Source organism: Neorhizobium sp. BT27B (genome assembly GCF_050455485.1).
Classification (GTDB): Bacteria; Pseudomonadota; Alphaproteobacteria; order Rhizobiales; family Rhizobiaceae; genus Neorhizobium.
Window position 1 is genome coordinate 336192 of the sequence record NZ_JBCIYT010000002.1, and the last position, 13648, is coordinate 349839.

Sequence of the window (13648 nt, forward strand, 5' to 3'; positions counted from 1 at the left end):
TGAAATGGTTTTGAGTGCGGGAGGCCAAGATGGCCGCTGTTCTTGATTCTGTACGCGCATTCCTTGCGCCGAAATCCAAATCCTTCACGATCGCCGCTGAAAATGCGGCCGATATCGTGGCCCGCGAAAACCTGCTTGATCGCGCCATGGGCACCGATCGCCGCAAGAAGTCGTCGGAAAAGATCCGCAACAACCGTCTGCCGGCCGAAGGCCTGGCGCTGGTTGCCCGCGATACGAGCGGCCATGTCATCGGCACGGTGCGTCTGTGGAACATCGAGGCCGGCGTTGCCGCCGATGGTACGCCGGTCGATGCGCTGCTGCTTGGCCCGCTCGCCGTCGATCCGGCCCGCGAAGGCAAGGGTATTGGTGCAGCACTGATGCGTGCCGCCATCTCGGAAGCCGGCAAGCGTGGCCATGGCGCCATCATCCTTGTCGGTGATGCGCCCTATTACCAGAAATTCGGCTTCCTGGCCGAAAAGACCCGGCATCTTGTCATGCCCGGCCCCTGCGATCGCGCCCGTTTTCTGGCGCTGGAGCTGAAGGCCGGCTGGCTGGATGATGCCGCTGGCATGATCGTGGCGAGTGGACGCAAGCTGGCCTGACACGTGTCACAGTGAAGACCGGCGGTGTTCAGCCTTTCGGGCTTCGCGCATGGTGACATGAGACAGGGAAGCCGGTGTGGCGGCACATCCTTCGAAAGAGGGGGGCTTCTCAGCTTTGCGTATCTCCGATCCTGCCCGACCCCGTCTCCTGAAAGGGAGGCGGGGTGTTTTGTTTTGGCGCTTGACCCTGCTCCTGATGATCGATTGAAAAGATCTGACCCATCCTCGGGTTCAATTTTTTCAAAATCATAAGAGGGGTTCATGCGTATTCCTGCATTTTTCACCACATCCGTTTTTGCCGCTTCGATGACATTGGCGGCGCTGCCGGTCGCGGCGGCCGAGCCGATTGCGCCAAAGGTCATGGTCATCACCATGTTCGGTGGCGAAGCGAAGCCGTGGCTGACCGGGCGCAAGCTGGAGACCAAGGTCGCGGTTCCGGGCCTTTCCAAGGAATATCCCGAAATTGCCTGCGATGCGGCCGGGCTCTGCGTCATGACGACCGCCATGGGGTTTGCCAATGCTGCAAGTTCGGTTTCGGCGCTGGTCTATAGCCAAAAATTCGATCTGAAGGACACCTATTTTCTGATTGCTGGCATTGCCGGTGTCGATCCGAGCGATGGTACGCTGGGGTCCGCGCATTGGGCACGGTATGTGATCGACGGTGGCCTGCGTCACGAAATCGACCCGCGCCAGGTGCCGGCAGAATGGCCGAATGGCGTTGTGGCGCTGGGTGCAAAAAAGCCCGGCGAAAAGGCCAGCTGGGGTTCGGGCACCGAAGTTTACCAGCTGAACGAGCCGCTGCTGCAGAGGGCGTTTGCGCTGAGCAAGGATACCGAGCTTTCCGACAACGACGATTCGAAGGCCTATCGTGCCGCCTACAAAAAGGGTGAGCCGGGTAGTGCAGCACCCATCGTCAGCATTTGCGATACGCTGTCCACCGACACCTATTGGCACGGCACCAAGATCGCCGAGGGCATGGGTGACTGGGTATCGCTGATGACCGAGGGCAAGGGCAATTACTGCACGACGCAGATGGAAGACAATGCCACGCTGACGGCCTTGAAGCGCGGTGGCGATGCCGGGCTTCTGCAATTCCACCGCATTGCGGTTCTGCGCACCGCGTCGAATTTCGACCGTGAGCCGGAAGACAAGACGGCGGCCGAATCGCTGAGTGCCAAGTCCGGCGGTTTCATGCCATCCACCGTCAATGCCTACCGGGTGGGTTCCAAGTTTGCCGATGCCGTCATTGCCGATTGGTCTGTCTGGCAGAAGGGCGTTCCCGCCAACTGATCATGTCCGCAAGCAGCGCCGACTGTGACTTTTTAGCCGCAGTCGGTGCGCCGCGCCCGTGTGTTTGATCCGGATCAAACGTCACTCTGTCGCATGCGCCTAATCCTTGATCATCATTGATTTGAAGGAGAGGGACATGAACATCAATCGAGCACGGGTTCTCAGCTGTCTGGCTGGCGCAAGCGTTGCATTTTTCGCGATGGGCGCCGCTGCTGCCGATCTCGCGGCGCCGCAGGCCGCACCCGTTGCGTATGATGCGCTGTCGGCCAAAAGCCCGTGGCAGATCCGCGTTCGCGCGCTGGGCGTCATTACCGAAGACGAAGGTTCCGTAAACGGTGTGTCGGGTGTCGGTCTCGAATATAGCGACACGGTCGTTCCCGAGCTGGACATCACCTATTTCTTCACCGAAAATTTTGCCGCCGAACTGATCCTCGGCACGACCTATGCCAAGATCAACACCACCGGTGCGCTCGGCGATCTGGATGTGGGCAAGACGTGGCTGCTGCCGCCATCGCTTATGCTGCAGTACCACTTCACCGATTTCGGCGCGTTCAAGCCCTATGTCGGTGCCGGTGTGAACTACTCGTTTTTCTATAACCAGTCAGACAGGGGCGCCTTCTCCAACGTCGACGTTGAAGACGATTTCGGCGCCGTCCTGCAGGTTGGTTTCGACTACATGTTCGACGAGCATTGGGGCCTGAACTTCGATGTGAAGAAGATCTTCCTCGAAACCGAATGGACCGCCACCCACGATACGCTCGGCCCGCTGTCCGGCAAGGCCAAGATCGATCCGTGGCTGATCGGCGCAGGTGTCACCTACCGGTTCTGACGCGAGAACAAACCGGTAGGAGGCCGGCCGGCGCAACGGAGGCGGCGCCGGCCACTTTCTTTCTGAAAATATCGAACACGGGGCGCCGAAAGGTGGCCTCGTGTTTTGCGTTCTGCTGAGCAGAAAAAAGATGTTCACGACCGTTTGACATTTATTCGACTTGTAATCATATTTTCGAAAGTACAAATATGTTGTGTCCTCGTGGGGACACTTGGGCATGATGCCCTGAAGCCCCGTCCTGACATGATGTTGGGGCGGGGTTTTCATTTTCGGTCGTCACAGCCTTTCACCTTGCCGTGAATCCCGCTGCTTTGCCATGACGCTGCCCAGCCGCTGCTCTAGCTTTGCTGAATGCTTACACGTCGCTCCGCTCTCATTTCGCTGCCGTTCCTCATCCCTGCCGCGCAAGCGTTTGCGCAGGGTGCACCAGCCGGTACCGGCCTGAAGGCGGTGCTCGACAATGCGTCGAACCTGTCTCCGCTGAAGGTCGTTTTGGTAAACCGTGAGGGCAAACTGCTCGTCGAGCGTGCTTTCAATGGCAATTCCCTCAATGGCTCCACCAATATCAAGTCGGCGTCGAAATCGATCATCTCCGCCATGATCGGTATCGCGATCGGCAAGAAGCTGCTGGACGGGCCGGATCAGAAGATCGCACCGATCCTCAAATCTGCCCTGCCATCCGATCCTGATCCGCGGCTTTCCGAAGTCACCATCGGCAATCTTCTCTCCATGCAGGCCGGGCTGTCGCGCATGTCGGGGCCGAATTACGGGCGCTGGGTGTCGAGCGGTAACTGGGTGCGGTTTGCGCTGTCGGAACCATTCGACGGGGATCCGGGCGGGGCCATGCTCTATTCCACCGCTTCGACGCATCTGCTTTCCGCCATCCTGACACGTGTGGGGCGCAAGTCGACGCTGGAACTGGCGCGCGAGTGGTTCGCGCCGGTGGATGATTTCCGCATCGGTTCGTGGGAGCGTGATCCGCAGGGCATCTATCTTGGCGGTAACCAGATGGCGATGACGGCGCGGTCGCTGATGGCTTTTGGCGAGCTATACCGCAATGGCGGCAAGACAGCGGAGGGACGGCAGGTGATCCCGGCGGACTGGATCGCCACCTCATGGCAGGTGCGCACAAACTCGCGCTTTTCCGGCGATGGTTATGGCTACGGCTGGTTCAACCGCACTATCGGCGGCGAAAATGTCTGGTTCGGCTGGGGTTATGGCGGCCAGATGGTCTATATCGTGCCGTCGCTGCAGATGACGGTAATAATGACCTCGAATGAAAGCGGCCCGTCGGCACGCAACGGTTATCGCGACGATCTGCATGCGTTGCTCGGCAATATCATCGGCGCCGTGCGCTCGGCCTGAGATCAGGCCGTCGCAAGCCAGATCATGTGGCGTGCGCCGCCGCCCTTACCGCGGCCATTGGCATGCACGCGGGCTTCCTCGACTGTAAAACCGCAGCCCTGCAGGCGGCGGGTGAATTTTGTATCGGGTGCCGACGACCAGACCGAGAGCACACCGCCGGGCGTCAGAGACGTTCTGGCGGCGCGCAGGCCACGCTGGTCGTAGATGCGGTCGTTTTCATCGCGCGTCAGCGCTTCCGGGCCGTTATCGACATCAAGCAGGATGGCATCCCATGCCTGCGAGCCGGCCTTGATGAAGCTGGCGACATCGTCTTCCTCGATCGTCACGCGCGGGTCGGACAGGCAGTCGCCATAAACCTCCGCCATCGGGCCACGCGCCCATGCCACCACAGCCGGCACCAGTTCGACGACGGTGATCTGCGCGTCTTGCGGCAGTTCCTTCAGCGCTGCGCGCAAGGTAAAACCCATGCCCAGTCCGCCAATCAGCATTTTGGGCTTTGGCCGCCCCTTGATCTTCTCCCAGGAGAGTTTGGCCAGTGCCTCTTCGGAGCCGCTGAGGCGACTGTTCATCAATTCGTTGCTGCCGAGCATGATGGAGAATTCGGAGCCGCGCTGTTTCAGGCGCAGTTCGTCACGACCGTCTGGCACCTTGGCCGTATCAAGCACTATCCAGGGGATCATCGTTTTCTCCGCACGCGGTCTTTCCGTTACCCGCCTTATGCCGGTTCGGGCGTCATATCGCAATCAGTCGAAAAAATGCATAGCTGCAAAAACGAACTAGCCGCGAGACTGAACAAACAGCAGACTAATGCTCGCATTAGGGGAATCTTGCTCATCATTTATAAAGGAGAGGTTGTCTAGACTTCGCGCCGGACGATGGGGTGATGGGGATGGCATTCGATCTGCGGACGATTTACGCGATGACCGCGCTTGCCTGTGTGGTTTTGGGCTGCGTGCAGGGCGCCGCTTTTTTTACCGGCCGCTTTGGGCGCTGGCTGGCATGGTGGAGCGTCAATAATATCCTGCTTGGGTTGGCGTCATGCCTGATCGTGTTGCGGGAAATTGCCCCGGATTTTCTGTCGATTTCGGTCGGAAACACGATGACGATCGTCGGTTGCGCGCTGTTGCCGGTGGCGATCCGCGAATTTGCCGGACGCAAGACCAGCCCATGGATCGTCCTTCTTATGGCCGGGTTGCCGAGCCTTCCCTATTTTACGGTCTTCACGGATCCTGCCCATTCGATGCCGCGCATCGTGTTCTCATCCGCCGTCTGCGCCCTTTTTGATATGGCGGTTGCCTGGGAAGCGCGTCGGCTGGCGCGCGAGGAAAAATTGTACTCGGCAGAGCTTGCCTCCGGTCTGTTTGCGCTGACGGCAACGCTCTATGGGGCCCGCGCCATGATGGGCTGGTGGGGCAGCCTGGGAGATGGGCCGCTTTTCCACAATGGCGACCAGACGCATGCAGCACTTGGGCTTGTGGCGATGCTGCTTTTGACGCTGCGCTGCATGGTGATCATGATGATGGCGACCGAACGCACGCAGCTGCAGTTGCAGAGTGCGGCCTATCACGATGCGCTGACAGGGGTACTCAATCGGGCCGGAATGAGCCGTGCTTTTGGCGAGTTGCCGCGCCAGCCGCTGGGCGTGCTGCTGATCGATATCGATAACTTCAAGCAGCTCAACGATAGCTGCGGCCATGCAGTGGGCGATGATGTTCTGAAAGCCTTTGCATTTGCAGCACATGCCGTAACCCGGCCCGGCGACCTTGTGGCGCGTCATGGCGGTGATGAGTTCGTCGTCGTGCTGCCGGGGCTTTCACAGGAAGAGGCGGCCGCTCTGGCCCAAAACATGCGCAAGGCATTTTCGACCACGACAGCAGGTCTGGCCACGGAGTGCAGCACAAGGCCGACGCTGAGCATTGGTGTGGCAACCGGCCAGACAACGGAGCCGGAAACGCTGGAAGCGATCCTGCACAAGGCCGATCAGGCGCTGTACCGTCGCAAACGCGATGGCCGCGACGGTGTCGATGTTTTCGTCGGAGAATTGCAGGCGGCCTGACGACCAAGCCGCCTGACGGAGGGATCAGGCCGAGATGTCGATGACGCCGCAATCGCCGGCATCGGAGGCAAAGGCCAGCCGCTTGCCATCACTGCTCCAGCTGAAGCCGGTAATGCCGCCCTTGCCGGGACGGCGCAACAGCGCTTCCTTGCCATCGGACATTCGCACACCCAGAATCATGCCGTCGATATAGCCGATGGCGAGCACCTCTTCGGCCGGATGGAAGGCAACCTGCGTGACCATGATATTGGCGCGGGTGCCCAGTTCCTGCGGCGCCTTGCCCATCGGGCCATCCTTGCCGGCAAACGGCCAGACGATGGCGGCAGGCGCACCGGAAGAGGCCAGCCACTTGCCCTTGGGTGACCAGGACAGCGATTTCACCTTCGCCGGATAACCGGTCATGCGCATGTGGCGGGCATCACCCGCCTTGCCATCGAGCTTCCAGCCGTGAAGAGCGTTTTCAACCATCATGGTGACGAGGAAACGGCCATCCGGCGAGAAGATGACGCCGGTATGGGCGCCCTTCCATTCCAGATCCTGCGCCGGCGCATTGGTGCCGACCCAGTGCATCGACACGCCGTTGTAACGGGCCGCTGCGATGCGCATGCCTTTCGGCGCGAACGCAATCGCCTCGACGCTGCGTTCCTCGGTGAATTCCCTGGTTGTGCCATCAGCAAGCTTGACGAAGCTCGACTTGCCGTAAGCGTATGCGACCGCGTTCTGCGGGCCTCCGGCAACGACATTGATCCACTTGCGCGGCGCTTCGGCCACCAGCGTGGTCGAGCCGTCGGCTGCAATGCGCAAAACCTTGCCGTCTTCGCCGCCCGTCAGCAGCGTATTGCTGAAAGGATCACGAACGAAGGTGAGAAGGCCCTGATGGGCTTCATCCACCTTTTCGCCGCCATCGAGGCGGTGGATCGTGCCGGCGGCGGTGGCGAAGAACGGGGTGTCGCCGAGGAAGTGAACCCCGACGACATGGCCTTCAAGATCAAGCGGTGCAACGGTCGGCATTGTCAGGCATTTCTTTCACGCATGGATTTCGTAAGTGACCGCTTGGTCGGTATCGGCTATCAGGCCGGTGTCTTTTTCGTCGCCTGGCAGGCAAGGAAACTCTGCTCGATCTTGGCGAAATCGAGATCGCGGCCGATGAAGACGAGGCGGCTTTCGCGCTTTTCGCCATCTTTCCACGGACGCTGGTGATCGCCTTCGACGATCATGTGCACGCCCTGAACCACATAACGCTCCTCGTCACCCTTGAAGGCGATGATGCCCTTGAGACGGAGAATGTTGGGGCCTTCTGTCTGGGTGATCTTCTGGATCCAGGGGAAGAAACGCTCCGCGTTCATCTCGCCGCCGCGCAGCGAAATCGACTTCACCGTCAGGTCATGGATGGCCGAAACGGCGCCCGGCGAATGGTGGTGATGGTCGTGACCATGATCATGCTTGTGGTCATGATGATCGTGGCCGCAATCGGGACCGCAGGTGTGGTCGTGATCGTGGTGATCATGATGATGATGGCCGTGATCGTGATCGCAGTCAGGCCCGCAGACATGGTCTTCATGGCCGTGCTCGAGGAAATGCGGATCGTTTTCCAGCGCGCGCTCAAGGTTGAAGGCGCCCTGATCGAGCACACGAGCCAGATCGACACCCGAACGGGTGGCCTTGTAGACGCGAGCGGTCGGGTTGATGGCGCGCACGATTTCTTCGATGACGGCCAGTTCTTCCGGCGTCACGAGGTCTGTCTTGTTGATGACGACGACATCGGCAAAGGCGATCTGATCTTCGGCTTCGCGGCTGTCCTTCAGACGCAGCGGCAGGTGCTTTGCATCGACGAGAGCGATGACGGCATCGAGCTCGGTCTTGGCGCGCACGTCATCGTCCATGAAGAAGGTCTGAGCGACCGGGACCGGATCGGCAAGGCCGGTGGTTTCGACGATGATGCCATCGAAACGGCCGGGGCGGCGCATCAGGCCTTCGACGACACGGATCAGGTCGCCGCGCACGGTGCAGCAGACGCAGCCATTGTTCATTTCATAGATTTCTTCATCCGACTCGACGATCAGGTCGTTGTCGATGCCGATTTCGCCGAATTCGTTGACGATGACGGCATATTTCTTGCCGTGGCTTTCGGAGAGGATGCGATTGAGGAGCGTCGTCTTGCCGGCGCCGAGATAGCCGGTCAGCACGGTAACGGGAACGGGCTTTGCGGTGGCTGCTTCGGTCATGGAAACCTCGAGAGATCTTGTGGCGCTATCGCGCGGAATTTTGGGACCCGGACATCCGGTCCGCCCCATATAAGAGCAAGCGGCAGCGAGTTCAAAGGGTTTAATGTTATAAGATGACGGTGGGGGGATGATCAGGCGGCGATGGCCGGCTTGATGTCTGTGCGGGCAAAGTCGTCACCGATGAAGAGCAGAGGGCAGTCGAATTCCTGCGCCGTGGCATAGGCAAAACAATCACCGAAATTGAGCGATGCGGGATGGAAGCCTTTGCCCCATCGGGAGTAGGCGGCGGCTGCACGTTGGGCACGAAACGGCGTCACGTCTATGGTCTTAGTAATAACGCTATTCAGAAGATCGCTGACATCCTGAACAAGTTTACGTCGGGCGGACACGATCAGGACCTCTGCAAATGTGCCTGCAGAAATAAGGACCACTTTCTCTGTTGCCAAGACCTTTTCACGGTCGCGCGCCATCGGCTCGTTGGCTGCTATTGCGATAATTGCCGACGAGTCGATGACGATCATTTGGGCAAACCGAATTCATCATAAAGAAAATCCTGACTATGCGCGGCATCGGTATCATCAAAAGAGTTTCTTTCAGATGCGCGCCTGCGAATTCTTTCGAAAACTTTTCTCTTTTCTTCAGCGCTCAGAGGCTCACGTCTGGGTGTCAGAGGACCAACTTTTGCCAGTTCGGCGACGGCATCGTAGGATTGGAGCGACGTTTCAGCTGCTGCATGCACAATTGACAGCCGTGCGGATGGCAGGCCGGGCTGGGTCAGGATAACCTCTTCGCCCTGCTCGGCACGCCTCACCAATTCTTCAAGCTGATTTTGGGCTTCGGCAATGGATATGCGCATGTCCGCCTCCTTTGGGCGATCACAACTTCCGGCAGTATGAGGCATTGCGATTTCTGCGGCAAGCGTCCGAGCTTTGCAGATTTTACGTTGGTGGCGCAGGTTGCTAATTCAAGCTTGCCACATCAAACCGCGCCACATCCTCCAGCAATTCGATAAACCCCGCCACCGCATGCGCCACCAGCTGCTCTCCACGCTCGGCCGTGGCAGCGCTCGCATCGCCCGCCACGCCCTTGTCATTGAGGTCGCGCATCTTCCAGCCGAAGGCATGCGGCCCATAGGCGCGCAGGTGCCTGTAATCGCGCGCGAAATCCGCCTGTCGCGAGCCAAATCGTTCCGCCTTCGCCATGTCCACACGATCCGGCCACAGCGCCAGCATGACCGAGGTCTCGATGTCTCCGCCATGAATGTCGAGTGCCTTGTCTTCCGGCTTGATCCAGCCATCGGGCTGGCCGAAACGTGTCCAGCTGGTCGCCACTGCCAGCATGTCGAAACGCACGCGGGCCTCGGTGGCGACGATCGTCAGCAGCGGCGAGTTGCCGCCATGGGCGTTCAGCATCACCAATTTGCGGATGCCCTGCCCATGCAGCATTTCGGCAATGCCGAGCCAGCGTTCGACCGCTTCGGCAAAGCCAAGCGTTTTTGTGCCCGTCACATCCATGTGCTCTATCGAGTAACCGACCGGCTCGACCGGCAGGAACGTTACGGGCAGGGTTCGCGGCAATTGCGGGATAATGCGCTCGACAAGGCCTTCGGCAATCAGCGAATCGGTTTCGAACGGCAGGTGCGGGCCGTGCTGTTCGTGGGCGCCAAGCGGCAGAACGGCGATCCAGGTACTGCGGTCCTCTGGAGCAAGGTCTGGATCGTTGATGGCAAAATGACGGGCGGGATGGCTGGCGGACGTCGTCTCGACATTGGGCATCTGGTGATGGTTCCCGGCTTTCGCTATGGATGTGCTTCGTATACCGGGAAGGCATCTCCATGGCAAAGCCGCCACGGCAAAGACGGGTGAGAGCATGAGCAAGAAAAAAGCCGAGAAGAAGAACAAGACCGGCAAGAAGAAGGGCGCCTATGAGGCCGTCGATATCGCTCCGGCGATCACCCAGGCCGCGCGTTCCATGCGCACAGCGCTCAGCCACATGCTGTCGGAAAGCGGGCTTTATGCGGGACAGGACGGTGTCATCATGCTGCTCGCCGAAGAGGATGGCCTGACGCCGGGGCATCTGGCCGACAAGCTGGGCGTCAAGGCGCCGACCATGACGCGCACGATCGGCCGAATGGAAGCACAGGGGTTTCTGGAGCGCCGTTCCGATGACAGCGACGGTCGTCTTGCCAAGGTGCATCTGACCGAACTCGGGCGCAAGAGCGTGGAACAGATCGAGCGTTCGACAGCCGGTTGCGGTGCGCTGGCGGCGAAGGGCCTGTCCGACAAGGAGGTCAAGACGCTGATCAAGCTGTTGCGGACGGTGGATGAAAACCTGCAGCCGGGCGAAGACTGAAAGTCGCAGGCAAACCGCGTTTCAAAGCTTGCGAAACGGAATTAAATTGTTTTAATAATTTAAATCCCGATTGCGCCTCCGTTTGGTGCGTCTCACCCCGGAGGACTTGTGGCCCAAAAGATCAAGCTGTCGACGATCGCCGAAAGCCTCGGGCTTTCGACGGCAACCATTTCCCTTGCCCTTCGTGACAGCCCGCTGGTGGCCACCGATACCCGCGAAAAGATCAAGGAACAGGCGCGCGCGCTCGGTTATATCTATAACCGCCGTGCCGCCAGCCTGCGCACCTCGCGCTCCGGCATTATCGGCGTCGTGGTGCATGACATCATGAACCCGTTCTACGGCGAAATCCTCAAAGCCATCGAGACCGAACTCGACCGCAATCGCCAGACCTTCATTCTTTCCAACCATTACGATTCGGTCGAAAAGCAGCGCAATTTCATCGAAACGCTGCTGCAGCTCGGCGGTGATGGCGTCATCATGTCGCCGGCCATCGGCACGCCGATCGAGGATGTGCGACTGGCGGAAACCAACGGCATGCCGCTGATCCTCGTGGCCCGCTCGCTGGAAGGCACGGCGCTGCCGACCTATCGCGGCGACGACAGCTACGGCATTTCGCTCGCCACCAATCACCTGATCGGGCTTGGCCACAAAAGCATCGCCATGATCGGCGGCACCGACCAGACATCGACCGGTCGCGACCGTTATCAGGGTTATGTCAACGCTCTGCGCAAGGCCGGTATCGAGGTCGATCCCGAACTGCGCATTCCCGGCCCGCGCTCCATGCAGGGCGGTTTCGAGGCGGCGGTGAATTTTCTGTCGCTGCCGCAGAAGCCGACGGCTGCCGTCTGCTGGAACGATCTTGTCGCCATCGGCCTGATGAATGGCATTGCCCGTGCCGGACTCGTGGTGGGGCAGGATATTTCCGTCACCGGTTACGATGACCTCGAACAGGCTTCCATCTCCGTACCGGCACTCACCACGGTATCCAACCAGCAGGCCGAAGTCGGCCGTCTGGCGGCACGCGCGCTTCTCGATCGCCTTGCCGGCAGCCACGAGCCGGATGGCATCCATCTCATCAAGCCGGAAATGCGTATCCGCCAGTCGACGGGCCTGTATCGCCCGCGCTGAGTCGCATCCCACCTTTTAGAGATCAGCACAGGAAAAAGAGCATGACCGACAAGCCCGTCACCGTCCTCATTCCCGGACGTATTCATCCGCGTGTTCTGGAGCGGTTGGAGAAAAGTTTTGACGTGGTGAAGGTGGCGGGCCAGGGCGGCGAACTGGAGCTGGATGAAGAGACCCGCGCAAAGGTGCGCGCCGTCGCCCTGTTCGGCACGCTGCAAAAGCCGTGGATGGACAAGCTGCCGAACCTTGAAATCGTCTCGAATTTCGGTGTCGGTTATGATGGTGTCGATGCGACATACGCGGCTAGCAAAGGCATTGTCGTCACCCACACGCCCGATGTTTTGAACGACGAAGTGGCCGATACGACCATCGGCCTGCTGCTCAACACCGTGCGTCGCCTGCCGTTGGCCGAGGACTGGTTGCGCAGCGGTCGCTGGAAGGCGGAAGGGCCGTTTACGCTGTCGCCGCTGTCGCTGAAAGGCCGCCATGTCGGCCTGCTGGGGCTTGGCCGAATCGGCCTGGAAATTGCCCAGCGGTTGGAAGCCTTCAAGCTGAAGATCAGCTATCACACCCGCACCGCCCGCACGGATGTGCCCTACACACATTTTTCCTCGCTGAAGGAGATGGCGGAAGCGGTCGATACGCTGATCTGCATCGTGCCCGGCACGGCCGCCACCCACAAGATCATCAATGCCGACATCCTCTCCGCACTCGGCCCCAACGGCGTGTTCATCAATGTCGGCCGCGGATCGAGCGTCGATGAAGAGGCGCTGGCTGCCGCGCTGCGCAACGGCACCATCGCCGCTGCCGGCCTCGACGTGTTTTACCAGGAACCGACCACGGCCGCCGATTTCCTCGATCTCGACAATGCGTCACTGCTGCCGCATGTCGCCTCCGCCTCGGTGCCGACACGCAATGCCATGGCCGATCTGGTGGTCGATAACCTGATTCAGTGGTTCGATCATAAGAAGGTGCTGGCGCCGGTGCCGGAAACACCGGTCAAGGGGTGAGTGCCCGATGAGCCGATGCAAGCTGCAGATCAGACGAGCGCCTGATATCGGCGAGGCATGGGGTCGGCTGACCGTCGCGATCGACAACAGGACGCTGTTCGATATCGAGGCGGGTGAGACGAAGGCTGCGCTGTGCGAGCCGGGTGATGCGACGATCATCGTCACTGCCTCGGACGGGCGCGGCTTTTCGCGGCGCATGGCTCTGCCGCCGGAGCATGTCCTTGTTCTGTCGCTGCATGCGGTTGCACCGGTGTGGTGGCGGACCTTGCTGGGCGTTTCGCGGTTCCTCGATTTTACGGAAATAGCGCGAACTCCTATCGGCCCCTCCGAGCCCGGCCCGGCCAGCCAACTGACGCAGCAGATGTGGATCGGCCACGCCGCCAATGAAGGCGCGCTACACGCGCTGATGGCCGAGCGAGACGGCTATTATTCGGACGACAATGCCGAACGCGAGGATACGCCGGAGCATATGGCTCTATCTGGCTTCGCGGAGGCGATGGGTCAGCCGTCCTACGATCACGACTTTCTCGAATACGGATTTGCAAAACCGGGCGACGATCTGGAAAGCCGTTTTGCCGGACATTCCTGGGTCGAGGCATGGGCGCCGGTTCTGCGTGACACGCTATCTGCCGAGGAACTTGCCGACATCAATGTCTTCGTGATGTTCGGCGTCGATCGCGATCCGCAGTTCGGCGATCGCCGGCAGATCCGCCAGCCGCGTGATCTGGCGCTCACCGATATCCGCTTGCGCTATATCGGTGAGATCAACCATCCCGTCCGATCCTGACGGCCGG

15 protein-coding genes are annotated in these 13648 nt (G+C 60.1%); 9 read left to right on the top strand and 6 right to left on the bottom strand.

What is annotated here, in order from left to right; genetic code table 11:
- Positions 1–29: 29 nt before the first annotated feature.
- The 4 genes from AAIH70_RS07070 (at position 30) to AAIH70_RS07085 (ending at position 4086) form a co-directional block, all read left to right on the top strand.
- Entirely contained in the window at positions 30–602 is a 573-nt protein-coding gene (locus AAIH70_RS07070; RefSeq protein ID WP_132271486.1) for a GNAT family N-acetyltransferase, read from the top strand.
- A 261-nt stretch (positions 603–863) separates the two neighbouring features.
- A complete protein-coding gene (locus tag AAIH70_RS07075) occupies positions 864–1892 on the top strand; it encodes a purine-nucleoside phosphorylase (protein ID WP_132271487.1) in 1029 nt (342 codons plus the stop codon).
- Between the two features lie 136 nt (positions 1893–2028).
- Positions 2029–2721, top strand: a complete 693-nt coding sequence (locus tag AAIH70_RS07080) for an OmpW/AlkL family protein (protein ID WP_132271488.1) — start codon at positions 2029–2031, stop codon at positions 2719–2721.
- Between the two features lie 351 nt (positions 2722–3072).
- Entirely contained in the window at positions 3073–4086 is a 1014-nt protein-coding gene (locus tag AAIH70_RS07085; protein ID WP_132271489.1) for a serine hydrolase domain-containing protein, read from the top strand.
- A gap of 2 nt (positions 4087–4088) precedes the next feature.
- Here AAIH70_RS07085 and AAIH70_RS07090 read toward each other — a convergent pair whose 3' ends face one another.
- Complete coding sequence (locus AAIH70_RS07090) at positions 4089–4766, bottom strand: hypothetical protein (protein WP_132271490.1); 678 nt, start codon at positions 4764–4766, stop codon at positions 4089–4091.
- A gap of 209 nt (positions 4767–4975) precedes the next feature.
- Here AAIH70_RS07090 and AAIH70_RS07095 point away from each other — a divergent pair, with 209 nt between their 5' ends.
- Positions 4976–6142 carry a GGDEF domain-containing protein gene (locus AAIH70_RS07095; RefSeq protein ID WP_165931916.1) on the top strand — a complete coding sequence of 389 codons (1167 nt, stop codon included), beginning with the start codon at positions 4976–4978 and terminating at the stop codon, positions 6140–6142.
- 24 nt (positions 6143–6166) lie between these two features.
- Here AAIH70_RS07095 and AAIH70_RS07100 read toward each other — a convergent pair whose 3' ends face one another.
- The 5 genes from AAIH70_RS07100 to AAIH70_RS07120 form a co-directional block, all read right to left on the bottom strand.
- Complete coding sequence (locus tag AAIH70_RS07100; RefSeq protein ID WP_132271492.1) at positions 6167–7153, bottom strand: WD40 repeat domain-containing protein; 987 nt, start codon at positions 7151–7153, stop codon at positions 6167–6169.
- 59 nt (positions 7154–7212) lie between these two features.
- Entirely contained in the window at positions 7213–8367 is a 1155-nt protein-coding gene (locus AAIH70_RS07105) for a CobW family GTP-binding protein (protein ID WP_132271493.1), read from the bottom strand.
- Positions 8368–8498: 131 nt separating this feature from the next.
- The gene (locus AAIH70_RS07110; RefSeq protein ID WP_132271494.1) at positions 8499–8888 is read right to left on the bottom strand and encodes a type II toxin-antitoxin system VapC family toxin; all 390 of its coding nucleotides are present in this window, start codon (positions 8886–8888) and stop codon (positions 8499–8501) included.
- Positions 8885–9223, bottom strand: coding sequence for a type II toxin-antitoxin system Phd/YefM family antitoxin (locus tag AAIH70_RS07115; protein WP_132271495.1), 339 nt, complete (start codon positions 9221–9223; stop codon positions 8885–8887). The genes AAIH70_RS07110 and AAIH70_RS07115 overlap by 4 nt, the downstream gene beginning before the upstream one ends.
- 103 nt (positions 9224–9326) lie before the next feature.
- Positions 9327–10142, bottom strand: a complete 816-nt coding sequence (locus tag AAIH70_RS07120; RefSeq protein ID WP_132271496.1) for a creatininase family protein — start codon at positions 10140–10142, stop codon at positions 9327–9329.
- Between the two features lie 25 nt (positions 10143–10167).
- On the opposite strand from AAIH70_RS07120, the gene AAIH70_RS07125 reads away from it, so the two are divergent.
- The 4 genes from AAIH70_RS07125 to AAIH70_RS07140 all read left to right on the top strand — a co-directional run bounded on the left by AAIH70_RS07125 (position 10168) and on the right by AAIH70_RS07140 (position 13641).
- A complete protein-coding gene (locus tag AAIH70_RS07125; protein WP_430033694.1) occupies positions 10168–10719 on the top strand; it encodes a MarR family winged helix-turn-helix transcriptional regulator in 552 nt (183 codons plus the stop codon).
- 108 nt (positions 10720–10827) lie between these two features.
- Positions 10828–11847: a LacI family DNA-binding transcriptional regulator gene (locus tag AAIH70_RS07130; RefSeq protein ID WP_132271498.1), complete on the top strand. Its 1020-nt coding sequence runs from the start codon at positions 10828–10830 to the stop codon at positions 11845–11847.
- A 41-nt stretch (positions 11848–11888) separates the two neighbouring features.
- Positions 11889–12854 carry a 2-hydroxyacid dehydrogenase gene (locus tag AAIH70_RS07135; RefSeq protein ID WP_132271499.1) on the top strand — a complete coding sequence of 322 codons (966 nt, stop codon included), beginning with the start codon at positions 11889–11891 and terminating at the stop codon, positions 12852–12854.
- Positions 12855–12861: 7 nt separating this feature from the next.
- Positions 12862–13641, top strand: coding sequence for an immunity 22 family protein (locus AAIH70_RS07140; protein WP_132271500.1), 780 nt, complete (start codon positions 12862–12864; stop codon positions 13639–13641).
- Positions 13642–13648 lie beyond the last annotated feature (7 nt).

Excerpts from the sequence above, each read along its gene's own strand:
- AAIH70_RS07070 (WP_132271486.1), top strand. The coding sequence starts at position 30 with ATGGCCGCTGTTCTTGATTCTGTACGCGCATTCCTTGCGCCGAAATCC.
- AAIH70_RS07075 (WP_132271487.1), top strand. The coding sequence starts at position 864 with ATGCGTATTCCTGCATTTTTCACCACATCCGTTTTTGCCGCTTCGATG.
- AAIH70_RS07080 (WP_132271488.1), top strand. The coding sequence starts at position 2,029 with ATGAACATCAATCGAGCACGGGTTCTCAGCTGTCTGGCTGGCGCAAGC.
- AAIH70_RS07085 (WP_132271489.1), top strand. The coding sequence starts at position 3,073 with ATGCTTACACGTCGCTCCGCTCTCATTTCGCTGCCGTTCCTCATCCCT.
- AAIH70_RS07090 (WP_132271490.1), bottom strand. The coding sequence starts at position 4,766 with ATGATCCCCTGGATAGTGCTTGATACGGCCAAGGTGCCAGACGGTCGT.
- AAIH70_RS07095 (WP_165931916.1), top strand. The coding sequence starts at position 4,976 with ATGGCATTCGATCTGCGGACGATTTACGCGATGACCGCGCTTGCCTGT.
- AAIH70_RS07100 (WP_132271492.1), bottom strand. The coding sequence starts at position 7,153 with ATGCCGACCGTTGCACCGCTTGATCTTGAAGGCCATGTCGTCGGGGTT.
- AAIH70_RS07105 (WP_132271493.1), bottom strand. The coding sequence starts at position 8,367 with ATGACCGAAGCAGCCACCGCAAAGCCCGTTCCCGTTACCGTGCTGACC.
- AAIH70_RS07110 (WP_132271494.1), bottom strand. The coding sequence starts at position 8,888 with ATGATCGTCATCGACTCGTCGGCAATTATCGCAATAGCAGCCAACGAG.
- AAIH70_RS07115 (WP_132271495.1), bottom strand. The coding sequence starts at position 9,223 with ATGCGCATATCCATTGCCGAAGCCCAAAATCAGCTTGAAGAATTGGTG.
- AAIH70_RS07120 (WP_132271496.1), bottom strand. The coding sequence starts at position 10,142 with ATGCCCAATGTCGAGACGACGTCCGCCAGCCATCCCGCCCGTCATTTT.
- AAIH70_RS07125 (WP_430033694.1), top strand. The coding sequence starts at position 10,168 with ATGGATGTGCTTCGTATACCGGGAAGGCATCTCCATGGCAAAGCCGCC.
- AAIH70_RS07135 (WP_132271499.1), top strand. The coding sequence starts at position 11,889 with ATGACCGACAAGCCCGTCACCGTCCTCATTCCCGGACGTATTCATCCG.
- AAIH70_RS07140 (WP_132271500.1), top strand. The coding sequence starts at position 12,862 with ATGAGCCGATGCAAGCTGCAGATCAGACGAGCGCCTGATATCGGCGAG.